We start from the raw sequence: 21,924 nt of genomic DNA on the forward strand, positions 1-21,924 counted from the left end.
AGCGAAACCACACCGCACCGCACAGTTCGACGTATATTCGGAATCGACGTGAACTTACACATGACACGCCTCGCTCCATTCCGACTGCAACGGGACTTCGCGTATGGAATCGAGTCGTCGAGCGATCACATCGAAACACGCGCTCATGGCCATCCATTCGCGATGAACAGTCAAATCGCCCTGGACAAGTTCCGCTACCGATATCCCACATGCCTGCGCCCGCGGAACGGCGTCGAGCCGAGGCAGCAACAGATGGCCTGTTGGACTTTGATCATGCGGAACCAGCCATGCGCCCATGGGCACCTCGAACCGCCTAAGCTGAGTCTGCAGCGAAGCCGGCTCGATGCAGTTGGGCACGATGCCGATAAAACAGAGCGATGGATTGAGGCGCGCGCGTACATCGCGCACGCCCTTGTCGCTGTTGATGAAGTCGACGATCCGCTCCAGCGCATCTGGCGACAACGTAACTGGACTGATCAGCGCATCCGTAAGCGCTGCCGCGCATACGGCACGCAAATCAGGCCACGGTGAACTATCGATCAGACAGATGTCGAACAATGCGTCGACCTGGGACAACAAGTGTCGCAAGTTGGCGTAACAACGCGCGCCGACCGGATCGTCCCGATCCGCAATGCCGGCGATGGTGGCTGCGGCGAGCACCCCAATGCACGGTCTGGCTGCGTCAGACAGTCGATCGCGCCGAACATTGGATGACGGGCACTTCGTCATGCGCGCGCAGGTGCCGCGTGTGAGCGAAATGGCACTGCATGCCGGCTCGGCCAGATCAAGCACTAACACCCGGTATCCACGTATCAGACGAAGATAATGGGCGAACTGACACACGAACGTCGTTCTGCCAGTACCACCATGGGCCGAAGCCACCAGAAGCGATTTCATGACCGTCTTTCCTCGGATGAGCTCCGAGCGTCGACGGCCGTCCATGAAAAAGAGAACCCGCGGCGTTACAAAGACCACCGCGGGTTCAACGGGGAATCTTGAAACCCAACCAGCAAACAAAAAGCCTGCGATTACGAACCAATCGCAGGCCTTCTCATGTGCGCTACGGCACACCTTTCACAGACATCGATGCATCGGGGCCGCTAACGCGTACTCGGTCGTGCCACGCACGTTGACCGGATCAGATTGTTGGCTTCACTGTAGGTCAGCCGTCACGCCGATTCAAGCGCCGACGCTCGCGAACAGAACGCATCTCGTTCCCAGTCGCGCCGCAAGATTCCTTGATGTTCCTAAATTTATTTTTTTTCATCGAGAACGTGATCTTGTCCACAACGCATCATCACGATGCGCCTGCGCTTCGCGCTGCGTGAGCGCCTATGCAACTGACATCGCCGAACTTTCATCCCGCGAACGCTATTGTGTGTACTTGCCTTCCTCAAGGGCGCGGGTAAGCGCGGACCGCGCAGCATGGAGTTCTAGATCGAACAGATGACGTGGATAGCGAACGATCTTCAGCCGTCGACACACGACCTCCCGACTCGCATGCCAGAGGTAGACCATCCGCAGAACCTCTCGATGTCGTGGCTGCAGCGTTCGCCACGCCCGGGTTACACGTTCGGCATCGCTGGGATCGTACGCGCCGCGATTCGACTGCCCCCAATTGCGAAGACGCTCATCGAGTGACGGCGATTGCTCATCGTGCTTCACCGCCATCTCCCCTGTCTTCCGCCTCGTGCGCCTGGGATGCTCGATATCGCGACGGATCGGCCAGGAATTGTTCGATATCGGTCGCCCGCCACCCTACCATTCGCCCACCAAGCGGAATGGCGGGCGGAAACGTTCCGTCTCGCATGCGCTTATAGATTGTCGACCTCGATAGGCCCGTGCACCGCTCGACTTGTCGGCGGCGCAAGATCGTCCGCATTCCGTCATCATTCCAAGACATGATTGGCCCTCCATATCCGGCACGAACATGGCCAGAACTGAAAGGCATTCAAGCAGCAAGGATGACCAGATACCAAACCCGTCTTACCGACGGGACATTCCGTCGGTAAAAAATTGTGTCTCTCCAGGGATTGCACACGGCATGCCCGTGATCCGTCGCAGCGAAGCCTGACAACGCCATCGCGTTTCGATGCAACCTTTCCACTGTGACCGATGTGGTATTGGTCACGTGGAGTCTGGGAGGATGATCTCAGGATGCGCTTACGGTAGGCTGTTTGGCTTCACGGCGCCGCGCCCGACGTCGGAATGGGCGACCGGATCTGTCCGGTCATGAATCGTTGGAGGTCTTCCCAAGCGGTGCAGTACCTGTGCATCGGCACCGCCGCCAACTGCTCGTCATGAACGACCAACATCTGCTCGATCGCGGACTGCTCGCGATCGAGCAACAACCAGGCAGCGCCCTGCTCCGCACGTGCAATGCAGGCCTCCAAAGCGGCCTCGGCTTGCCGGTACAGGTCCAAATCCGCTCCGGCTTCCGTCTCGTTGCGCATATAGAATGCGAGATAGACGACCCGTAGCAGACAACTGATTTGCTCTTCTCCCCCGTGGCCGGCCCTTACAGCGGCCAGTGCCATATGATTTTCAAGGGACAGCGCTCGGACCTTCGCGGTCGGCAACGGCAGAAGGTCGCTTTTGGTAAGCGCCTTGCGCCCCGCGCGTCGGACTTTCGGCAAAACCATGAGCCATGAAGTGTTCGTGATGATGTTGGGGCATGATACCCCGCGCCTCACATCCAGCCGAATGCATCCTGGTCTCGACCCCAAGCAAGCGCTGCACTGAAGGCCGGACACCCGATCCGGCCGTGTTCTACCCTAACGAAGTCGTGCTGCTCAGAATTTGACCCGCATCCCGGCACCCACGCTATTGCCCGTCGACACACCTGTGATCGTGTCATAACGCCAAGCTGCATACACATCGGTTCGCTTCGACAGCGGGTAGTCGTAACCCAACGCGACCGTCGACCAACGGATATGATCGCCTACCGACGGTCGTCGCCGCGTTCCCGCCCACGACATCAGTACGCTTCCTAACCCTATACGAACACGTGCCCCGAGTTGCACCGTGTCGTCCGTGACGTGATTGTTATTGTCCACGCGTTCGTACTGTGCGAACAGCTTAACCGCACGCAACCGATACGCGCCACCGGCCATCCAGGCGGTCTGCGCGGTTGCGCCATTGAGAAACAGCGATGCCGTGTGCAGACTCTGCACGGCGGCCGTCGCGGAAAACGGGCCCGCGAAGTACAACACGTTCGCGCTATAGTTGGCTTGCCCTGCATGGCCGGCGACGCCGGCGTTGCTGTAAAGCAGGCTCCCCGACAGACCACCCACCTCGGGCGTCTGATAAAGAAGTGAATTGTCGATCGCCGTATCGCTCTGGAGTGACGCAGCACCCATGGCCGAGCCAAGGAAGCTGTGCACGACGATCGGCGAGAAGACGAACGAATTGCCGAACGGATTGAACAGCAGCGTCGACACGAACAGCGGTGCAGTATTGCGCCCCAGCGTCAACTCCCCGAAATGGCCGCTCAGACCAACGAAGGCATTTCGCCCGAAAAATGACTGTCCGGGAAACGAACCGGCCTGACCGCCGTTGATACGATAAAAGCTCTCGAGCGTGAAGACGGCCTTCATGCCGCCGCCCAGATCCTCCGTACCAGACATCCCCCAATACGACGTCGTCATCCCGCCAGAACCGACTTGCCACGCGTTGCCGGCTGCCCCGGCAGGATGCACTTCGCCAACGAATGCGTCGGCCAGTCCATAGAGCGAGACCGATGATTGCGCATGTGCGATCCCCGCACTGGCTGACATGCCTAACACCACTGCCCACTTCCCTGCGTTACCCCGAAATTTCCTTAACTGCATGATGTCTCCTTCGTCTTTGTGATTGTCTGTGCGTGTCGAAGTGTCTTAGCGTCGCCCTTGTTCAATCCGGACGTACCCGCGCGAGCGGCCGACCGCTGTCGGCCAGCGCGATTGCCACCACGATCTCGTTCGACGCTGGCGCATCGGCGAGCGTGAGCGATACCGTGTCGAAGTGGTCGAAGCTCCACATGTCGGTACTGCCGTGCAACGGAATGTCGATGCACGTGCCTGGCGCACCGCGCTTGGTCACCGACGGGATTAACGACGTGGCGCCAGGCAAGCTCTCGCGCATGGCCTTGCCCATGCGGGGATGCAAAAGCGCCGCGGCACACTCGAGCGGTACCGCGCTGCCTACGAGCGCGGCCTTGCCGTAGGCCTGAATTGCCGACGGCGCGACATCCAGCGCCCATCGCGCCCGTCCGGTCAGCAACGTGCCCAGCTCAGCGCCGAGTTCATAGAGCGGCTCGAGCGCCGCGCGTGTCGGGTCCGCGCGCCAGTCGTCGAATTGGAGCACTGCCGCCACTACGACCTGCCGATGTGGCGGGTCGACCGGTACGTGCAGTTCGGCGCGCCGTTCGAGGAGTTGGACGACGATTTTGGTAATGGGAGGATTCATGTCCGCACCTCCGCGCCCTCCGTCTGGCCCTGCATTGCTTCTGTCGGAACCGGAAACGGTCCGCGTGCGGATTCGTACGCACGTGCCACACGCAACACCAGCGCATCGCCGCCCGGTGGCCCGATGATCTGTAGGCCCGTCGGCAATCCGCCTGGCAAACCACACGGCACGCTCGCCGCAGGCAAACCAGTTTGGTTACACCATGACGTCAATGGCGGCGCCATGCGTGAGTGCTCGGGCCGCCCCTCCGCGAGCGGTGGGGCGCAGTGGAATGTCGGCGTGACCAGCAGGTCGTAGTCTTCAAAGAACGCGGCCATCGCGACCGTGAGCGCGTGGCGCGCCTGAAGCGCATCGACAAAGCTCGATGTGAGGACGCTATCGCCCGCCTCAGCCAGCGCACACACATCCGGATCGAGCTGCGGCCGCGCAGCGGGATGAAGCTGCCGGACCCTTTGTGCAAAGAACACGGCCCACTGAATGGCATGTATGCGACTCTCCAGATAGCCGTCGAGCGGCTTCACGTCCGTTTCCTCGACCCGTGCCCCGAGTGCCTCGAACAGGCCCACCGCCTGACGGACGCTCACGGTGATGTCAGGCTCAACCTGTACGCCAGCAGGCGCCGGGCAATAGGCAATGCGCAACCCGGCGATGCCATCATCCAGACCGATGCGCAGATCGGGACAAGCAGAAACCAGTCTTCGCGCATCGCTCTGGCGGGCCATCACGGTCAGCATCAGCGCCGCGTCGCTTACGCAGCGCGCGATCGGCCCAAGCGTCGATAGGTGCGTCCAACTCACCGCCGCGCCGGCTGGCACAAGGTTGAACGACGGTTTCATTCCGACCACCCCACTCCAGCAGGCTGGGACGCGGATTGAGCCGCCGCCGTCGGTGGCCAGCGACAACGGTCCCATGCCGAGCGCAACCGCTACAGCTGATCCACCGCTGCTCCCGCCGGACGTGAGACGCCGGTCCCACGGGTTACGGGTAATGCCGGTGAGCGGGCTGTCCGTGACGATCTTGTTGCCAAACTCCGAGGTCGTAGTCTTGCCGAACAGCAGCGCGCCGGCCTGTCGCAGTCGCGCGACCGCGGGTGCGTCATCGGCCTCCGGCGCACTGGGTGACGTGAGCGATCCGTATCGGGTAGGCAGTCCGCGCACGGCGACGAGGTCCTTGACCGAAACCGGTACGCCATCCAGCAATCCACACTGCTCCCCGCGCATCCAGCGTCGCTCCGACTCGCGTGCGGCGGCCAGCGCGCTGTCCTCGTCGAGGCTGCACACGCCGTTGACAAGGGGATTGAAGAGCGCGACCCGGTCCAGAACCGCGCAAATAACTTCGACGGGCGAGAACGAGCGGCGTCGGTAGCCGACCATTAACTTCTCGACGTTCATTCCCAGTACGTCATTCATATGTATTCCTTAATAATCTAGAGAAATTAAAACGTGTTTGATTACCTCATGCCTATCCCTCGCACTGCGGTGAAATCGGTCCGGCCGAGTCCAACACCGCGAAACTATTGTCCGACAGTGCCCTGCCGATACGGGTTTGGCACAACACATGGTCGCCGTCCTGGCTCACGCCCGCCTTCCCCCGCGGCAGATTCAACGAAACACCCGGCAGCGCGACTTTCACGCGGGCAACGTCGACGCTGCCGGCCGCCTTGACAGCCGCTGCAAACAGGCGAAGTCCGGCATACGTGCACTCGCCGTGCGGGAGCACCACGGCCAACTGCCCTAACCGAGGGTCGTGTGGGCCAGCTTCATGTGCCGTGTAGCGCGCGAGAAAGTCCCGGTTCTCCGGGTTGTCGACACTCATGAAATACGAGGAAACGCCAATGATCCCGGTCGACGCGCCCGTGGTCGCAATCGACAGCGACTCGTGCGCAATGTCAGTCACCAGTTGCGGTTTCATGCCGAACGAGCGGTACTGTTTGACGAAGGTGACCGGGTCGTCGCCGATGCTGTGCCAGACAATCTGTGGGCGCTGGCTGGCGATCTGCTGCAGCACCGCACCATAATCGCGCGTGCCGAACGGCAACCAATACACGTTGAGAAACTGCCCGCCGTAACGTTTCACCGCTGCCTGCAGTCTGGGCACCAGCACCTTGCGGTTGCTGCCGATGTCCGAGACCACCGCGCACACCGTGCGACCACCGTTGCGCATCAGCCACTCAATCAGTGGATCGATGCGTTGGTTGACAGTCAGGCCCGTAGTGAACAAATTCGGATCGCAGCGCCCCTCGTCGAAGTTCGGGTAGATCACGAGCCGCCCAGTGGACTTGGCGGCCTGCAACGCCGCTTCGCGCTCGGACGGTAGCACCATGCCGGTCAGGACCGCGACCTCATCGCGCATCAACAGTTGTCGGGCCTTCTGCAGCGTCACAGCGGTGGACATCTGGGTATCCTCGACGCTCAGTTGCAACGGGCGTCCCAGCAATCCACCTGCGGCGTTGATTTCGTCGACGGCCAACTGCGCGCAGTTGCGGTTGGTCTCACCCACGCGGGTAAGTGGACCGCTCAGCGGTGCAAGCAAGCCAATCTTGAGCGGCGTGGTGGCCCGTACCAACGATGGCATAGCGGAAGCGGTGAGTGCGCCGACGGTACTGAATAAGGCGGTTCGGGTAAAGGCACGGCGGTTCATCATGTTCTTCATTGGGTGAAGTTCAGGTTGGAATGCGTCGAATGTGGTGAAGAGATTGAAGACGTGTCAGACTCGGCGGCCGGCGACAGGTATTGCGTCAACGGATGAGCCCCCGCGGCACCGCGTCGCGGCTCGATGCGGCCGGCATGGGCAAGTCGCCCGTTCTTGAGCACGATGCAGCGCTGTGCGCTGCGCAGCACGAGATCGAGGTTCTGCTCGACCAGGAGCACGGCGAGCTGCGATCGGCGGCACAACGTTGGGATGACCTCGCCGATCAGCTCGACCAGATTCGGCTGCACTCCGTCGGACGGTTCGTCCAGCACCAGCAGTTTCGGCCGACCGCACAGCGCGCGGGCAATCGCGAGCACCTGTTGCTCACCGCCGGACAGCGTGCCTCCATGCTGCGAGAGTCTGGACTTGAGAATAGGGAAATATTCGAACACCTCGTCGAGAATCGCCCCACCACCCGCAGCCTGCGTGCCCATCATGAGGTTCTCGCGCACGGTCAGCTTGGGAAAAATCCAGCGCCCCTGAGGAACCAATCCGATGCCGCGTTGGGCGATCGCATGGGTGCGCAAACCGTTGATGGATTGCCCCTGAAACCGCACGTCGCCCGTCACGCGTGGCAGCAAGCCCATGATCGCTTTGACCAGGGTCGTCTTGCCCGCACCGTTACAGCCGAGCACGCCAACAACTTCGTTTGGCCCGACGTCGAGGTCGAGTTGATGCAGCACCGCGACGTCGCCATACCCGGCAGACAGATTCTCAATGTGTAGCATGACCCGCTCCCTGACCGAGATAGATGCGCCGGATTTCTTCATCGCGCGCGATGTCCGCATAGGAGCCTCGCCGAACGATCTGGCCGCGATGCATGACCCAGGTCTCGCACTGCAGCGCCTCGACAAAGCTCAGGTCGTGCTCGATCGCGAGTACCGCGCAGCGCTCGCGCAGACGGTGAATCAGGCGTACGAGCCGTTGCGCATCGGCGGCCGACAGGCCGGCGGCCGGTTCATCGAGCAAGAGCAACGCGGGTTGACACATCATCGCCATACCGATCTCCAGCCATTGGCGTTCACCATGCGGCAGGGTCATCGCACATAAGTTGGCCTGGTCCGACAGTCCTATCTCGTCCAGAATGGCGTCCGGGTTCGGCATCGGCGTGTCCCGGTACGACGCAACACCGAGGCCCGCGACGACGAGGTTCTCGCGCACGCTCATTGAAAGAAATGTGTTCGTGCCTTGGAACTTGCGAACCACGCCGCGTCGGCAGAATCGGTGCATCGGCCGTCCCGTCATGCGCACACCTGCGAGATACAACTCTCCGGCCCCCGGCGCGATCGCACCGGACAACAGCCCGACCAAAGTGCTCTTGCCGGCGCCGTTCGGGCCAATCACGCACAGCAGGTCGCGTGAGCCAATCGACACATCGACGTTGTCGACCGCATGAATGCCGCCGAACGCGCGCTGCAACCCTTCACCCTTTATCAGCGGCGTATCCATCACCGGCCTCCTTCCACGCGTTCGGCACGATGTAAGTGGCTACGTCCCCGTCGAATTCGATCGATCCGACGTGCCCCGGCGATCAAGCCCCCGAGTCGTACGCCGTTGGGCAAGAACAGCACGCAGCAGAGGAACAATGCGCCGAGCAGAAGCGGCCATCCGTCAGTAGTTGCGCTCGATACCGTTTGCTTGAGCAGCGTCAACCCGACGGCTGCGAGCACCGGACCACCGAGCGTGCCTTTACCGCCGATCGCCACCCATAGAATGACTTCGGTAGCCAGCACCGGCGAGAACACATCGGGCGCCACTACCCCCGAACAGGCGGCCATCAACGTTCCTGCGATAGCGGCAAGTCCGGCCGATGCGACGAACACCAGCAAAAGGTGCCCGGACGTGTGATAGCCGCACGCCTTTGCGCGCCATTCGTTCGTCGCGATCGCGGTCAGGACTTTGCCGTATCGGCTGCGGCATACGAGCCAGGTCGCGACGAGCAGCACGGCAAGCACGGTCACGACCGTGTACCAGGATCCGCGCGCTCCGCTCAAATCTAGCGTCTGCCCGACCGGTGAGAAGGACAATCCCGGAATGCCGAGCAGGCCCGTGTCACCGCCCGTGACCGACTGCCAACTTGTCGCCAGTTGCTGGACGACGATCAGCACGGCCATGCTGATAATGGCGAAAAAGTGCAACCGCACACCGGCGAACAACAGGAAATAGCCCAACACGGCCGCGACGACCACGGCACAGACCAGTCCCACGATCACTCCGACGGTGGACGTCTGTCCATATTGCACGGTGGCGATTGCGAAACCGTACGCGCCGAGTCCGAAGAAGGTCGTGTGTCCGAGCGTGAGCACACCGGCCTTGCCCCACAGCAGGTCGTAGCTCAGCGCCAGCAGTCCCATGATCAGCGCATCCCGCACGGTCGATAGCGGATAACTCCCCAGGCAAAACGGCAAGATCAATGCGGCAGCAACAATCGCGGCGCCGATTGCCATCGGAGAGATGTCTTCGATACCGATCGCTGGCTGAAACAGCCAGCGGCGCGTACTCGCAAGAAGTTGTCGGAGCATGATTCAACCTTTTCCGTGGAGCTGATGGGCGGCGCTGAAACCGGGCAACAGGCCTTGTGGCCGAAAACGGATCAGAACGATGGACAGAATCAGCACGATCGCCGAGGCGAGCGACGGATCCACGCGATAGCTGAGCAGCGTTTCAGCCGTGCCGACGAAGGCGCTGCCCAGCAGACTGCCGGCGATCGAACCGATACCGCCCAACACGATCACGAAGAACGCCTTGGCCAGGTAGGCGACGCCAAGATGAGACTCCACCGATATCATCGGCGCGACTAGTACGCCGGCCAGCGATGCGAGTGCGGCACCGCCACAGAACGCCAATCGGTTCAGCCGTCGCGTGTCGATACCGACTGCCTCTGCCATCGCTGGGTGCTGGATCACCGCACGCAGCTGAGTTCCGAAGCGCGTATAGGTGAATAGCAGCCAGCAACCGGTCGTCACCACCGCTGCAACGCCAATCACGAACAGCCGATACGCCGGATAGCTGCCCCCCGGCACGGGAATCGCCCCATCTATGGGCGCGTACACCAACATTGGATGTGTGCCGAAAATCAGTTCGAGGGCTTTCTGGACGATCAAGCTAATCGCGTACGTCGCGAGCAACGTGTCGAGCGGACGGTCGTAGAGCAGTCGGATCACGAGGCGCTCGAGGAACCACCCGAGCACTGCACCAACCACCGGCGCCACAAACAACGCGAGCCAGAACACATGGGGCCCGCCCAACGATTGCGCCACTGCCAACGTGTAGGCACCGATCGTCACCCATTCCGCGTGTGCGAGGTTCACGATGTCCATCAAACCGAAGATGATCGCGAGACCCAGCGCGACTAGCGCGAGGATGCTCACGTAGCTGAGGATGTTCAAGATTGTCGCCATCGTCAAAAGTCCGTCATGTCATGTCCGCCATGCCAATCCTGTCCAACTCGAGAAGCTGCGGAGTCTCGTTTCACCAAGCGGAAAAGTCATCACTTCGCCGCCATCAGACTAAGACATTCTTAGTTTTTAGGCTAAGAGATACTTAGTAAAAATCCTGCAATAACTAAAGAAACTCTTAGGATGCCTCGGCCCTCATCGACATCCTCTGCTTTCCCCAAACGCCTGAAACAGGCCCGTCTGCACTCGCGCCTCACCCAGGAGCAACTTGGGATCGCAGCGGGTATCGACGAATTCTCCGCAAGCGCGCGCGTGAACCAATACGAAAGCGGAAAGCACACACCTAAGCTGCAGATGGGGCAACGGCTGGCCAGTGCACTGCAGGTTCCGACCAGTTACCTTTACGAAGAAGACGACCTGCTCGCGAGCCTTCTCGCAACTGCTGCAAGGTTGCCTCGCGAAAAGAGAAAGGCCCTCCTCAAGAGCGCTGAAGCGTTGACGCAGACTATCGGCCTGACCTCCAAGACCAAGTAGTTTTTAGCCTGCAGACTAAGAATTACTTAGTAAAAACGGCACGCCTTTCCCGGACACTCCGTGAATGTCCAGCGATGCCACCTCTCCCTCCGTGTTTGCCAAGCGCCTGAAACAGGCTCGATTACGCTCGGGCCTTACACAGGAACAGCTCGGCATTCAGGCGGGCATCGACGAATTTTCCGCCAGCGCCCGCGTCAATCAGTACGAAAAGGGCAAACATACGCCCACGCTTCAAACCAGCCAACGTCTGGCGCGCGCGATGCTCGTTCCCACCAGCTTCCTCTATGAGGACGACGACCTGCTCGCAAACCTTCTTGCCATCGCCGGCCGGCTGAGCAAGGAAAAGAAAAGAGCACTCATTGCGAGCGCGGAAGCACTCGCGCAGGAATAGCGCTCAAAGTCGCTCCTCACCGGGCGCATCGCAGCACCCTCGGTGTCGGCAACGACACCACATACCCTCCCAATACGCCCCCAGTTCTCTCGAGCAAACGACGCGTCGCCGATTTCGGTGACTGGACAACTTGCACCCCCGAAATACGCGGCATGTCACGAATTCTGCGTCTCTGCTGCGGATCACGCTTGGCGCATCACCTATTTATTATCATTAAATCTACGCTCGTCACGGTCACTCGTCAACGTGCCTCATCCAAGCGTTTACCCGGCATTTCTCCCGCTTGCATGATACCTCGCAGCTTGACAAACGCGGACGGTCACGCCTATCGTTAATTTATTATAATTAATTGGAGGATGGCATGGGAAGCGACCTGTGTGAACTGACTGCGTGGGAACTTAGCGGGCTATATGCGAACGGACGGACTTCGCCCGTCGATGTGATGAAGAGCACCTTGGAACGGATCCAGTCTTTGGATCCGACGGTCAACGCATTCTGCCAAGTCGCCGATGAAGCTCTCGAATTGGCGCGGGCGTCCGAGGCGCGCTGGCAACGTGGCGCGCCCCTCAGCCAACTCGACGGCGTCCCGGTCAGCATCAAGGACAACATCGCCGTTGCCGGACTCCCCACGCGATACGGGTCGCGGGCAACGATGCCTGAAGCCGCCGCATCGGACAGTCCCAGCGTTGCGCGCCTACGTGAGGCGGGGGCAATCTGCTTTGGCAAAACGACCATGCCGGATTTCGCACACAAGATCGTCACCGACAGCCCCCTCACCGGCACCACGCGCAATCCATGGGACCGCTCGCGTACGCCGGGTGGCAGCAGCGGAGGTGCGGCCGTCGCCGTTGCGCTCGGAATGGGCCCGGTGGCCATCGGCACGGACGGCGGCGGATCCATTCGCATCCCAGCCTCCTTCACCGGCGTCTTCGGATTCAAACCCAGTTTTGGGCGAGTACCCCACGCACCTCGCGGTCCCTTCGGTCTGCTCAGTCATGTCGGCCCGATGACACGTTGCGTCGCGGATGCCGCGCAGATCCTAACGATCATCACCCGCCCGGACAGCCGCGACTGGTACGCTTTACCGTTCGAGGGAGCAGACTATGCGCGCGGGCTGTCATGCATTCCCGTTCCGGGCGGCATTCGTATTGCGTGCAGTCCCACGCTCGGATTGCCTGTCATCGCCGAGGCTGAAATCCACGATGCCGTGGTACGAACTGCAGCGATGTTTCGCGAACTTGGAGCACTCGTTCACGTCGCCGATCCGCCTGGCGTCGCGCAGTGCAATGCGGTCCACACAACACTTTGGCGTGCATGCTGCCGTCAGCTCACGGACGGCATGACCGACAGGTGGGCCGAACTCGACCCGTCGCTGCAGGCATACGCGCATGCCGGCAACGGCATCTCGCGGGGGGAGCTATTGGGCGCGCTGATCGAACGGGGAGAGTTGGGCGCCGCCGTCAATGCGTTTTTTGAGCGGCACGATCTCCTCATCTGCCCGGTATATCCCGACGTGGCCCCGTCACTTGCCGAAGTGAGTTCAAGCACAGCCTTGTTTCCGCATTTCACGGCATGGTGCAATCAGCTGGGACTGCCGGCGGCAAGCCTCTATGCCGGGATGACTGCCACGCGCCTGCCTGTCGGCATCCAGATTGTAGGCAGTCGCCATGCCGATGCGTTGGTGTTGTGGGCGAGTCATATGCTCGAACGCGCATTTGGGCGCGCCCCGTTCGCCGAGCTGACACGCGAGCTCTTCGCCTCCGCGGCCGGCGCAACCCCTGCCTAATGAGCTAAGAGCAGAAGTCGACCGGATCCGGTCTGAATGCTTTAGCCGGCATCACGATCGGAATCCAGGTCCAACTCTGAATCCAGCACCAGCTTCTGCTGCAGCGCAGCGTGCACTGTGCGCAACTGCGAATGCGCTTCGTCCATGTGCGCCGTCATGAGTTGCGCGACTGCGTCGGCATCCCGACGTCGCGCGGCGTCCAGTATCGCGCGGTGCGCGGCAACCGTGTGCCGCCCGAATGCCTGATAGTCCTGCTGCGTCACGTTTCCTGCCACGATCACCAGCGTATGCAGCATCTGGTTAATGATTTGGCACAGGCTGCGCAGAAACGCATTCGGATGCGCCGCAGCCAGTACATCGTGGAAGTGAATATCCTCATGGCGCTGGTCAAGCGCCTCGGCGTGACGTGCTTCGAACGGCTCGCAAACGGACACACTGCGCTCGAGCGCTTCGAAATCCGCGTCGCTCAGATGGGGAACCGCACCCGCCGCCACCATGGGTTCTAGCGTGCGGCGTACCGCATAAATATCCTCGAGCGTGACGCTCTCGAAAAACAGATAGTTCTGCAGCGACTGGAATGCTCGGGCCAGTGGCACTCGCGTAATCGTCGCCCCGCCATCCGGCCCGGTACTCAGGCTCACGAGTCCTTGTATCTCCAGTGCCTTGAGCGCATCGCGCATCGAGCCGCGGCTGACGTTGAACATTTGCTGTAACTCGGCCTCCTTGTTCAAGCGCTTTCCTGGCCGTGCCTGCCCGTCGTTAATCCAACGCTTGATCTGCTCGGCCACTTGGTCGCCGCGCTTGATTGCGCGCGAGCCTCGTTTATCCGGCTGCGCCGGCGACATCTTCTTTTCGGTTGTCGGTTTTCGCCCTGCCATATCGGTCACGTCCGTCGTTGGCCATTCACTGCTGTATTCCGGCGCCATTATCGGGCATCCGCGCCCGATACGGACAAATTTCCGGTTCCATGCAAGCCTCCCTCCCAAGGTTAGGAGTAGCCGGGATAGTGACCAGGTCCTACGCTGCAATCCGAACACCATACGCCGAGTACCCATCACTTCCCTGCACGTCGGTCACTCGATGTCGGTAGCCATCTGGAGAAATCCCTCATGTCACAGTCGGTGAAGTCGTCTCAGATGCAATCCACGCTTGCGACCATCCGGGCCAACCTCTCGGCCGACGGGCTGGAACTGGATCAGCTTGCTGCACGCATGCGTTTGCACGGCCCCGAAGCCGACCGGACACGGCAGATTCCAGATGCAGTTTGTGCACCCTCGGACGTTCCTGTGCTGAACTTGAATCTCGTTCCGGCCGCGTATGGAGGTTGCGTGGACGTGCAATCCCTGATGTCGCGCACCACACTGATGGAATATCTCGGGTACGCCGACGCGGCACTCGCGCTCGCGCTGCCCGGCCCCGGCCTCGCAATGCCGCCCGTCCTCGCACTCGGCAGCGGCGAGCAACAGACCCGCTTCTTCGAACGATTTCGCAGCGACACCCCGCGCTGGGGTGCGTTTGCCATTACGGAACCCGACTGCGGCTCGGATGCGACCGCGATGCGGACCACCGCTCGCAAGACGGCTCGCGGCTGGGTGCTGAACGGCACCAAGTGCTTCATCACCAATGGCGCACGCGCGGACGATGTCATCACGTTCGCCACCATCAATCGGCACGCTGGTCGCTTCGGTGTTCGAGCGTTCCATGTCGATCGCAATACCCCGGGCTTCTCCGTCGATCGCGTCGAGCAAATGGTGGGGCTGCGCGCCAGTCAACTCGCGGTTCTCTCCTACAACGACTGCGAAGTACCTGACAACGCGCTTCTCAGACGCGGTGACGAAAAGCCCCTCAGCGACGCATTCTCGGGCGCACAACACGCATGGGACTACTTCCGTCCCCTGCTTTCCGCAGTCATGGTGGGCGCATGTCGACGAGTACGCGACGATCTCGCGGCCTACTTCGACGCAGGCGGACATCCTGTGAATCAACGCCATCGCACTGCCGACGTGAACGACGCTCTGCTCGATATCGATCGGCAAATCACTACAGCCCAGTTGCTCTGCCGACACGCGGCGTGGAAAACAGATCAAGGAATGGCCACTTCGGAGGACGCGTCAATGGCCAAGGCGTACGCGTCACAAGTAGCCGCCCGCATCACCCGAGCTGCAATCGATCTCGCCGGCCTTGATGGTATCGCTGCCTTTCCGTCGCTTGAGCAAAGCTATCGCGATGCAAAGGCCTTCGACATCATGGAAGGTACCGGGGACCTGCAGCGGCTCATGATTGCTCGCTCCACAATCCGCTCGGCTTCTCTTCCCTGGGAGGTCATCTCTCCCGCGCCGCACCGCTCTACAGAAGCGCACCCATCCTGAACCCATCCGAAACTTCGCACTGGAGATCGTTCATGGCAACCCATCCCGTTTCCCCCAGCTCCGCCAGCGTGTCCGAGACAGTGAAAGCTTGCTTGCTATCGGTACTTGGCAGCACCCTGAGCACCGATCTCATCGTAGACGACACCAACCTCTTCGATGTCGGTGTGGATTCGATGAATATGACGGACTTGCTGCTGCAACTCGAACAGCGCTTCGGTTTCACGCTGGCCCCCGAGGATCTATCCGCCGATCTGTTCCTGCGCTTCGGCAATCTCGTCTCTTTCGTCGAATCCCATGCGTCCTTCGGCTAACTTCACTGGCGCCGAACCGCGCATTGTCGCCACGGCGCGATATATCCCACAGCACGATGTCCCGGCCGATGCACATTCCGAACCATTCATGGTTTCCGGTGGGTCCGCGCGAGAGGACGTGATGCAAGCAGTGTATGCCGATACGCTGCGGTGGCGCGACAGTGGTGCCCCATTCGGCGTGGTTGGTATTCCGTTGCCGCAAGCATCACGGGCTACTGAAAACCGGGTCGCTGCGGAATCCGACCAGACATTGTCCGACATGGCACTTGCCACTGTGCGAACGCTGCTTGACTCGTCATCTCAGGTCGAGGCGCTCACACTCGATCAAATCATCGTATGCACAACGAGCTTCGAGCATGATCTGGCATTGTCGTGCGCCTGCCGTCTCCACAGCGAACTTGGATCAAGCCGAGCACCGCTGGCGGTCGGCCAGCTTCAAGGCGTGTCGTTTCTGATGGCGTTGGAAATTGCCGTGGCGATGATGGCCGCTGACATCCGAATGAATACCGTCGTGATTGTCGCCGCGGAGCGCTGGCGCCGGCCATTCTCACGTCGGATAGGTGCACTGGTCGACATGGGCGACGGGGCCGCTGCCGTCCTGATCGCGAGACACCCCAGCCCCGGATGGCGGGTACGCGGGCTCACGGTACGGACGCCAGGAATCCCACCTCTGGCAAGCGAGCGCGAACCCATCTACACATCGACCCTCACGGATGTCATTGGCGAGACGTGCGCAAGCGCGGGTTTTCAACCTGGCAATGTCGACTGGGTACTTCCGGCGCCAATCGACACTCATCTGGCTCACGAAATCCACACGCGCTGTGGATTACGGCCCGAACGTGCCTGCCATATATGCATGGACGCGCCCGGCCATTTCTGCGCAGCCGACACGCCCGCGCGACTCGACGCGCTGCTGCAAGCGACCAATCCTAACGAGGGGCAACATGCCCTCGTTTGGTCTGCCGGTTTCCAAGGGCAGGCCGGTTGCGCTCTCCTTGAATTTCGTCGAGGTGGATCATGATTGCGTCGCAACAAGCCAGCTCCCTCGCTCTGTCTGGCATCGCGTTCAGCCTGCCAGATCGGACTGTGGATGCGCATCGCTGGGCGGAGCGCTGTGGTCAGCCGTCGACTCGTGCGCGTGCACTGATCGAAAACGGCGTAACGCAGTTCCACGACGCAGCTGGCGAATCGCCCGTGACACTTGCCGTCGACGCCATATCGTCCCTGCTGCGCAACACCCGAATAGCACCCGAAACGATCGATGCGTTCGTGTACACGCACACGATTCAGACCAGCGTTATCGCACCACCCGCGAGTACTACGCAACAGATCCAGTCCCAAATGAATCTGAACCGTGCGCTGGCATTTTCAATCATGCAACAGCACTGCGTCTCACCAATGGCCGCGATCCGTGTGTTGCAGGCGCTCGCCTCGCGACAACTCACCATCCGGCGAGCGATTGTGGTCTGCGCCGACGTGATCGGTTCCCACTGCGACCGGCTGCGGGCAATCCAGGATCTTGCGCTCCATAGCGACGGTGCCTGTGCGCTGCTGCTCGAACGAGGCGGCCACCAAAATGCCATCGCGGGCTTGCACTTGTATACAGACGGACGATCGTTCCGAGGTACGGACGAGGATCTGCAGCCGGTTCCCGACGATCGATACTACTGGTCTGCGTTCACGACCATGCGTGCCGCTATTCAGCAAGCGGGCATCACGACACGCGAGATTACGCACGTACTGCCTCACCACGCCAATCTTCCGGGCTGGTCCAGGCTGATGGCAATGCTAGCCATCCCTCGCGAGCGGCTCTTCACGGCGAACTTCGCGCCGATCGGCCACGTCTTTGGCGCCGATCCCTTCATTAACTTCCAGACATGTTCGAACCGGGAACCGGGCGGTTACTCGCTGCTGTTCTCATGTGGCCTAGCAGGGTGCTTTGGTGCGATGGTGGTCCGCCACTGATCAGCCCATCGATTTCCTTTCAACGCTCGACATTCGATCCGGATACCGTCATGAGAAACATACTCGACCTCGTGGACGCGGCTGCAAACCGCACACCTGATATGGAAGCACTCGTCTGCGGTTCCGCCCGCATAAGCTACCAAGATCTGGCTCTGCGCGCGCGCGGTATGGGCGACGCCCTCCACGCACTTGGGTTCACGGCCGGCGCGCGCATTGCGATTTATCTGGACAAACGTGTCGAGACGGTCGTGTCGATGCTGGGTGCCGCCGCGGCGCAATGCGTGTTCGTTCCCATCAACCCGCTCCTCAAACCCCAGCAGGTCGCTCACATCCTGCTCGACTCCGGTGCCGATTGCCTGATTACCAGCGCGCTGCGCGCGCGGGTCCTTGACGAACATGGTCTTACCGGCGTTTCCTTCACGATTATCGTGGACGATACCGGCTCCGCAAGCCGACACCTCCGAACAACAACGCACGTTCAAAGCTGGCCCGAGTCCGCAAGCGGAAATCGCACGGAACGCGATGGTGACAATCCACCGCAATCACCGGCGTCGGCCAATGTCGACACGGATCTGGCTGCCATTCTCTACACATCAGGCTCGACCGGATTGCCGAAAGGCGTGATGCTGAGCCACCGCAACCTGCTCGAAGGTGCCTGGAGCGTTGCTCACTATCTGAACAACGTCTCATCCGATCGAATCCTCGCCGCCCTGCCGCTCAGTTTCGATGCTGGCCTGAGTCAGCTCACATCGACTTGGGCGTCGGGAGCCACCGCCGTGCTCATCAACTATCTGGCACCGCAAGACGTCATCGATGCCTGCGCGAGCGAACGCATTACGGCGATCACGGGCGTACCGCCCTTGTGGATGCAACTGGCCCGGGCGGCTTGGCCCGAAACGGCACGCCGGAAGCTGCGCTACTTCGCGAATACCGGCGGCAAGCTGCCGGCGCCCGTCTTGCAGCGACTCAGGGCATTGTTTCCGCAGGCCAAACCCTATCTAATGTATGGCCTGACCGAGGCATTTCGCTCCACGTTTCTCGACCCCTCAGAGGTCGATCGTCGCCCCGATTCCATCGGGAAAGCCGTACCTAACGCCCGAATTCTGGTCGTTCGCGATGATGGCTCGCCTTGCGGACCGGACGAAACAGGAGAACTCGTCCATGTCGGAGCCTGCGTCACGCTCGGTTATTGGAATGACGCGACGCGCACAGCCCAGCGCTATCGACCTTCACCCGAGCTGAAACCCGGTGGCGCGCCGCGAGATCGTGCTGTCTGGTCAGGTGATCTGGTACGGCGAGATGCAGAAGGATTCCTGTACTTCGTCGCGCGCAACGACGCCCAGATCAAGAGTTCTGGTTATCGCATCAGCCCGGAAGAGATCGAAGAAGTCGTTCACGACAGTGGCCTTGTCACGGAAGCGCTTGCCCTGGGCATCCCTGACGATGAACTTGGCGAAGCGATCGTCCTGTTGGTCGTGCCGGTCGCCAATAGCTTCGATGCTCAAGTGCTTCAGGCCTGGTGTGTGGAGCATTTGCCGCGCTACATGGTGCCGCATCGCATCGTGGTCAGCGAGACAGTTCCGCGCAACCCCAACGGGAAATTCGATCGAGCCGCATTGCGCGCCACCTTCTCCAGTCCGAACGCCGCCGCCGAAGTGAGGCAATCATGAACGCGCTGTTTGGCGAGCGCGAAGGCATCCTCACTGTCGGCGGCGTCGAGATCAATCGCCTGGCCGATCGCGCAGGGCGCACACCGTTCTTCGCCTATGATCGCGCAACGCTCGACCAGCGTGTGTGCACGCTGCGCGATACGCTGCCAGCCGGTATCGACCTGCATTATTCGATCAAGGCGAACCCGATGCCCGCGGTCGTCCATCACCTCGCGCCACAGATGGATGGGTTCGACGTGGCATCGGCCAACGAGATGGCAATTGCGCTGAACGCGGGCATGCCCGCAGAACTGATCGGCTTCGCTGGCCCCGGAAAGAGTCGCGACGACTTGCGTCGCGCCGTCGCAAGCGGTGTCAACATTCACCTCGAATCGACCACGCAGTTGCACCTCGTGACTGCGCTCGGCTGGGAGCTCGGCGTGCAGCCCAAGGTCGCCATTCGAGTCAACCCGGACTTTCACGTCGATCACAGCGGCATGCGCATGGGTGGCGGGGCCACCCCTTTTGGGATCGATGCGGAGCAAGTACCCGAGCTACTTCGCGAGTGCGATGCCCGAGAAGTATCGTTGGCCGGTTTTCACATTTTTTGGGGATCCCAGTGTCTGCACGCCCCGACCATCATCGAGGCTCAACGGAAAAGCGCGGATCTCGTCGTGAGATTGGCAGTTGGCCTGTCGCTCGCGCCGCAATACGTGAACTTCGGAGGCGGTTTCGGCATCCCCTATTTCGCGGGGGAAACACCACTTGACCTTGTTGCGGTCACCGATGCTATGCACGATTGGCTCGGCGTATTCCGCAGCCTTTTACCGGACACGCGCCCGGTCCTCGAGTTTGGACGATATTTGGTCGGGGAAGCCGGCATCTATGTGTGCCGCGTCATCGATCGCAAGGTATCCCGAGATCGAACGTTCCTGATCACCGATGGCGGCCTGCACCACCATCTGGCTGCATCAGGAAACTTCGGGCAGATCCTGCGCCGCAATTTTCCGGTCGCGATCGGAAATCGCCGGACACAAGCCCCTACGGAGCGTTGCCACATCGTCGGATGCCTGTGCACGCCGCTCGATCGGATCGCCGATGACGTGCTGCTTCCCGAAGCGCGCATTGGGGATTTTGTGGTCGTCTTCCAATCGGGTGCGTATGGACCCTCGGCCAGCCCCAGGGACTTTCTCGGCCACCCTGATGCGATCGAGATGCTCGTCTGACCACCCTCGTCCTTTGTGGAGGATTGTGATGTTCTCCCCCGACTCCTTCCCGCCAGGGCCCGCTCCGGCGCCGTTGGCACTGACCGATGATCAACGCAATCTCTATAGCGCGGGGCAACGCTTTGCGCGCGACCGACTGGAGCCCTTGCATGCCGGTTCACCCAGCGTAGCGGCATGGCAAGAAACTGTCAGACTCGCAGCCGCCACACTTGATCTTGGAGCAATGGTCCTACCCGAGGAACACGGCGGCCTGGGAATCGATCGTCACGGTCTGGCACTTGTTATCGAAGCGCTCGCCGCTGGACCGCTCGAGCGTGCGTTGGAGTTGACGCTGGCAGCACCCGCGCTCATGGTGCTCCGGACGCACAATGCGCTCGGTCCGGTTCTGGCTCGGCCGGTTCAGGCGTATTTCGATGGCGCAACAGCGATCGCGTTGTCCGTGCCAAGCATCGACAACGCAACCATATGGCAACTCAGTCCACTCTGCGGAGCAGCGACCCTCGCCATGCGGGTAGATCACAAGCGGCGCCTTCTCCTCACCGAGCGTCCACGTGATCAGCACTCTTCAAGATCGACGGGCATCGCCACGCTCGGCGCCCTCGAGTTGGAGCAATTGCATTCTGACGAAGCCGCGGCCGAAACGCCCCTCGCCGTGATTGCGCGAGCCGACAGCGATAGCGTTCCTCCCGCGCAAACGTACATGACGGAAATTGGCCTCTATCTCGCTGCGCTCTTGACGGGCGCCATGCAACATAGCGTCCGGTTCGCGTTCGATTACGCGACGACTCGGCAAGCGTTCCGAAAGCCGTTGTCAAATCATCAACTCGTCGCGGCGCGATTATCCGACATGCTGATCGCCGCCCATGGCACCCATCTTTTTCTGCAAGCTGTCATTGCGACTCGCCCGTCGGCGCCGGTCCCGCTGGTCCGTCAGTTACTGCGACACGTCGCGGCCGAGTCGGTCAACGTCAGTCGCGAATTCGTGCAGCTTTGCGGCGGCCATGGTTATGTTGAAGGGCTCCCGCCGGCAGCCCGCTTCCAGACGGGCCACTGGTTTGCCTTCCTGCTGCAGCGCATCGACACAGCGCTCGGCTGGCTCGCGCAGCCGCGGATGGCGAATGAGGAGGTCGACGGATGATTGGCTGCGCCCCTACGGAT

The 21,924-nt window shown here is 61.2% G+C and carries 22 protein-coding genes; 10 read left to right on the plus strand and 12 right to left on the minus strand.

What is annotated here, in order from left to right; genetic code table 11:
- Nucleotides 1–54: 54 nt before the first annotated feature.
- From U4Z64_RS02280 to urtB, 11 genes are all read right to left on the minus strand, one after another.
- On the minus strand, nt 55–897 hold the full coding sequence (locus tag U4Z64_RS02280) for a ParA family protein (RefSeq protein ID WP_321819147.1): 843 nt from the start codon (nt 895–897) through the stop codon (nt 55–57).
- Between the two features lie 754 nt (nt 898–1,651).
- Nucleotides 1,652–1,951 carry a helix-turn-helix transcriptional regulator gene (locus tag U4Z64_RS02285; protein WP_415750550.1) on the minus strand — a complete coding sequence of 100 codons (300 nt, stop codon included), beginning with the start codon at nt 1,949–1,951 and terminating at the stop codon, nt 1,652–1,654.
- Between the two features lie 232 nt (nt 1,952–2,183).
- The gene (locus U4Z64_RS02290; protein ID WP_321819149.1) at nt 2,184–2,642 is read right to left on the minus strand and encodes a hypothetical protein; all 459 of its coding nucleotides are present in this window, start codon (nt 2,640–2,642) and stop codon (nt 2,184–2,186) included.
- A 150-nt stretch (nt 2,643–2,792) separates the two neighbouring features.
- A complete protein-coding gene (locus tag U4Z64_RS02295; protein WP_321819150.1) occupies nt 2,793–3,776 on the minus strand; it encodes a porin in 984 nt (327 codons plus the stop codon).
- Nucleotides 3,777–3,891: 115 nt separating this feature from the next.
- A complete protein-coding gene (locus tag U4Z64_RS02300; RefSeq protein WP_321819151.1) occupies nt 3,892–4,446 on the minus strand; it encodes an amino acid synthesis family protein in 555 nt (184 codons plus the stop codon).
- Nucleotides 4,443–5,855: an amidase family protein gene (locus U4Z64_RS02305; protein WP_321819152.1), complete on the minus strand. Its 1,413-nt coding sequence runs from the start codon at nt 5,853–5,855 to the stop codon at nt 4,443–4,445. The genes U4Z64_RS02300 and U4Z64_RS02305 overlap by 4 nt, the downstream gene beginning before the upstream one ends.
- A gap of 52 nt (nt 5,856–5,907) precedes the next feature.
- Nucleotides 5,908–7,086, minus strand: a complete 1,179-nt coding sequence (locus tag U4Z64_RS02310) for an ABC transporter substrate-binding protein (RefSeq protein WP_321819321.1) — start codon at nt 7,084–7,086, stop codon at nt 5,908–5,910.
- An 8-nt stretch (nt 7,087–7,094) separates the two neighbouring features.
- On the minus strand, nt 7,095–7,865 hold the full coding sequence (locus tag U4Z64_RS02315; protein ID WP_321819322.1) for an ABC transporter ATP-binding protein: 771 nt from the start codon (nt 7,863–7,865) through the stop codon (nt 7,095–7,097).
- Nucleotides 7,852–8,586, minus strand: coding sequence for an ABC transporter ATP-binding protein (locus U4Z64_RS02320; RefSeq protein WP_321819153.1), 735 nt, complete (start codon nt 8,584–8,586; stop codon nt 7,852–7,854). The genes U4Z64_RS02315 and U4Z64_RS02320 overlap by 14 nt, the downstream gene beginning before the upstream one ends.
- The gene (locus U4Z64_RS02325; RefSeq protein WP_321819154.1) at nt 8,586–9,659 is read right to left on the minus strand and encodes a branched-chain amino acid ABC transporter permease; all 1,074 of its coding nucleotides are present in this window, start codon (nt 9,657–9,659) and stop codon (nt 8,586–8,588) included. The genes U4Z64_RS02320 and U4Z64_RS02325 overlap by 1 nt, the downstream gene beginning before the upstream one ends.
- A 3-nt stretch (nt 9,660–9,662) precedes the next feature.
- Nucleotides 9,663–10,538 carry an urea ABC transporter permease subunit UrtB gene (gene urtB / locus U4Z64_RS02330; protein ID WP_321819155.1) on the minus strand — a complete coding sequence of 292 codons (876 nt, stop codon included), beginning with the start codon at nt 10,536–10,538 and terminating at the stop codon, nt 9,663–9,665.
- Nucleotides 10,539–10,718: 180 nt separating this feature from the next.
- Between urtB and U4Z64_RS02335 the strand changes: the two genes are divergently transcribed.
- The 3 genes from U4Z64_RS02335 (at nt 10,719) to U4Z64_RS02345 (ending at nt 13,246) form a co-directional block, all read left to right on the plus strand.
- Nucleotides 10,719–11,069 carry a helix-turn-helix domain-containing protein gene (locus U4Z64_RS02335; RefSeq protein ID WP_059708336.1) on the plus strand — a complete coding sequence of 117 codons (351 nt, stop codon included), beginning with the start codon at nt 10,719–10,721 and terminating at the stop codon, nt 11,067–11,069.
- Between the two features lie 64 nt (nt 11,070–11,133).
- Nucleotides 11,134–11,460: a helix-turn-helix transcriptional regulator gene (locus U4Z64_RS02340; RefSeq protein WP_321819156.1), complete on the plus strand. Its 327-nt coding sequence runs from the start codon at nt 11,134–11,136 to the stop codon at nt 11,458–11,460.
- Nucleotides 11,461–11,821: 361 nt separating this feature from the next.
- A complete protein-coding gene (locus U4Z64_RS02345) occupies nt 11,822–13,246 on the plus strand; it encodes an amidase family protein (RefSeq protein ID WP_321819157.1) in 1,425 nt (474 codons plus the stop codon).
- A gap of 41 nt (nt 13,247–13,287) precedes the next feature.
- Here U4Z64_RS02345 and U4Z64_RS02350 read toward each other — a convergent pair whose 3' ends face one another.
- Nucleotides 13,288–14,124 (minus strand): FadR/GntR family transcriptional regulator, encoded by an 837-nt coding sequence (locus U4Z64_RS02350; RefSeq protein WP_321819323.1) that lies wholly within the window; start codon nt 14,122–14,124, stop codon nt 13,288–13,290.
- 231 nt (nt 14,125–14,355) lie between these two features.
- Here U4Z64_RS02350 and U4Z64_RS02355 point away from each other — a divergent pair, with 231 nt between their 5' ends.
- The 7 genes from U4Z64_RS02355 to U4Z64_RS02385 all read left to right on the plus strand — a co-directional run bounded on the left by U4Z64_RS02355 (nt 14,356) and on the right by U4Z64_RS02385 (nt 21,904).
- Nucleotides 14,356–15,615, plus strand: coding sequence for an acyl-CoA dehydrogenase (locus U4Z64_RS02355; protein ID WP_321819158.1), 1,260 nt, complete (start codon nt 14,356–14,358; stop codon nt 15,613–15,615).
- 32 nt (nt 15,616–15,647) lie between these two features.
- A complete protein-coding gene (locus U4Z64_RS02360; RefSeq protein ID WP_175686237.1) occupies nt 15,648–15,926 on the plus strand; it encodes an acyl carrier protein in 279 nt (92 codons plus the stop codon).
- 121 nt (nt 15,927–16,047) lie between these two features.
- Nucleotides 16,048–16,947, plus strand: a complete 900-nt coding sequence (locus U4Z64_RS02365) for a 3-oxoacyl-[acyl-carrier-protein] synthase III C-terminal domain-containing protein (protein ID WP_321819159.1) — start codon at nt 16,048–16,050, stop codon at nt 16,945–16,947.
- Nucleotides 16,944–17,891, plus strand: coding sequence for a 3-oxoacyl-[acyl-carrier-protein] synthase III C-terminal domain-containing protein (locus U4Z64_RS02370; RefSeq protein ID WP_321819160.1), 948 nt, complete (start codon nt 16,944–16,946; stop codon nt 17,889–17,891). Before U4Z64_RS02365 ends, U4Z64_RS02370 begins: the two co-directional genes overlap by 4 nt.
- A 50-nt stretch (nt 17,892–17,941) precedes the next feature.
- The gene (locus U4Z64_RS02375) at nt 17,942–19,561 is read left to right on the plus strand and encodes an acyl-CoA ligase (AMP-forming), exosortase A system-associated (protein WP_321819161.1); all 1,620 of its coding nucleotides are present in this window, start codon (nt 17,942–17,944) and stop codon (nt 19,559–19,561) included.
- Nucleotides 19,558–20,766 (plus strand): pyridoxal-dependent decarboxylase, exosortase A system-associated, encoded by a 1,209-nt coding sequence (locus U4Z64_RS02380; RefSeq protein ID WP_321819162.1) that lies wholly within the window; start codon nt 19,558–19,560, stop codon nt 20,764–20,766. The genes U4Z64_RS02375 and U4Z64_RS02380 overlap by 4 nt, the downstream gene beginning before the upstream one ends.
- Nucleotides 20,767–20,794: 28 nt before the next feature.
- Complete coding sequence (locus U4Z64_RS02385) at nt 20,795–21,904, plus strand: acyl-CoA dehydrogenase family protein (protein WP_321819163.1); 1,110 nt, start codon at nt 20,795–20,797, stop codon at nt 21,902–21,904.
- Nucleotides 21,905–21,924 lie beyond the last annotated feature (20 nt).

Source organism: Burkholderia sp. BCC1996 (assembly GCF_905339955.1).
Taxonomy (GTDB): domain Bacteria; phylum Pseudomonadota; class Gammaproteobacteria; order Burkholderiales; family Burkholderiaceae; genus Burkholderia.

What these genes read in the sequence shown, in the direction of transcription:
- U4Z64_RS02280 (WP_321819147.1), bottom strand. Translation starts at nt 897, where the DNA reads ATGAAATCGCTTCTGGTGGCTTCGGCCCATGGTGGTACTGGCAGAACG.
- U4Z64_RS02285 (WP_415750550.1), bottom strand. Translation starts at nt 1,951, where the DNA reads ATGCCTTTCAGTTCTGGCCATGTTCGTGCCGGATATGGAGGGCCAATC.
- U4Z64_RS02290 (WP_321819149.1), bottom strand. Translation starts at nt 2,642, where the DNA reads ATGGTTTTGCCGAAAGTCCGACGCGCGGGGCGCAAGGCGCTTACCAAA.
- U4Z64_RS02295 (WP_321819150.1), bottom strand. Translation starts at nt 3,776, where the DNA reads ATGTCAGCCAGTGCGGGGATCGCACATGCGCAATCATCGGTCTCGCTC.
- U4Z64_RS02300 (WP_321819151.1), bottom strand. Translation starts at nt 4,446, where the DNA reads ATGAATCCTCCCATTACCAAAATCGTCGTCCAACTCCTCGAACGGCGC.
- U4Z64_RS02305 (WP_321819152.1), bottom strand. Translation starts at nt 5,855, where the DNA reads ATGAATGACGTACTGGGAATGAACGTCGAGAAGTTAATGGTCGGCTAC.
- U4Z64_RS02310 (WP_321819321.1), bottom strand. Translation starts at nt 7,086, where the DNA reads ATGAACCGCCGTGCCTTTACCCGAACCGCCTTATTCAGTACCGTCGGC.
- U4Z64_RS02315 (WP_321819322.1), bottom strand. Translation starts at nt 7,865, where the DNA reads ATGCTACACATTGAGAATCTGTCTGCCGGGTATGGCGACGTCGCGGTG.
- U4Z64_RS02320 (WP_321819153.1), bottom strand. Translation starts at nt 8,586, where the DNA reads ATGGATACGCCGCTGATAAAGGGTGAAGGGTTGCAGCGCGCGTTCGGC.
- U4Z64_RS02325 (WP_321819154.1), bottom strand. Translation starts at nt 9,659, where the DNA reads ATGCTCCGACAACTTCTTGCGAGTACGCGCCGCTGGCTGTTTCAGCCA.
- urtB (WP_321819155.1), bottom strand. Translation starts at nt 10,538, where the DNA reads ATGGCGACAATCTTGAACATCCTCAGCTACGTGAGCATCCTCGCGCTA.
- U4Z64_RS02335 (WP_059708336.1), top strand. Translation starts at nt 10,719, where the DNA reads ATGCCTCGGCCCTCATCGACATCCTCTGCTTTCCCCAAACGCCTGAAA.
- U4Z64_RS02340 (WP_321819156.1), top strand. Translation starts at nt 11,134, where the DNA reads ATGTCCAGCGATGCCACCTCTCCCTCCGTGTTTGCCAAGCGCCTGAAA.
- U4Z64_RS02345 (WP_321819157.1), top strand. Translation starts at nt 11,822, where the DNA reads ATGGGAAGCGACCTGTGTGAACTGACTGCGTGGGAACTTAGCGGGCTA.
- U4Z64_RS02350 (WP_321819323.1), bottom strand. Translation starts at nt 14,124, where the DNA reads ATGGCAGGGCGAAAACCGACAACCGAAAAGAAGATGTCGCCGGCGCAG.
- U4Z64_RS02355 (WP_321819158.1), top strand. Translation starts at nt 14,356, where the DNA reads ATGTCACAGTCGGTGAAGTCGTCTCAGATGCAATCCACGCTTGCGACC.
- U4Z64_RS02360 (WP_175686237.1), top strand. Translation starts at nt 15,648, where the DNA reads ATGGCAACCCATCCCGTTTCCCCCAGCTCCGCCAGCGTGTCCGAGACA.
- U4Z64_RS02365 (WP_321819159.1), top strand. Translation starts at nt 16,048, where the DNA reads ATGCAAGCAGTGTATGCCGATACGCTGCGGTGGCGCGACAGTGGTGCC.
- U4Z64_RS02370 (WP_321819160.1), top strand. Translation starts at nt 16,944, where the DNA reads ATGATTGCGTCGCAACAAGCCAGCTCCCTCGCTCTGTCTGGCATCGCG.
- U4Z64_RS02375 (WP_321819161.1), top strand. Translation starts at nt 17,942, where the DNA reads ATGAGAAACATACTCGACCTCGTGGACGCGGCTGCAAACCGCACACCT.
- U4Z64_RS02380 (WP_321819162.1), top strand. Translation starts at nt 19,558, where the DNA reads ATGAACGCGCTGTTTGGCGAGCGCGAAGGCATCCTCACTGTCGGCGGC.
- U4Z64_RS02385 (WP_321819163.1), top strand. Translation starts at nt 20,795, where the DNA reads ATGTTCTCCCCCGACTCCTTCCCGCCAGGGCCCGCTCCGGCGCCGTTG.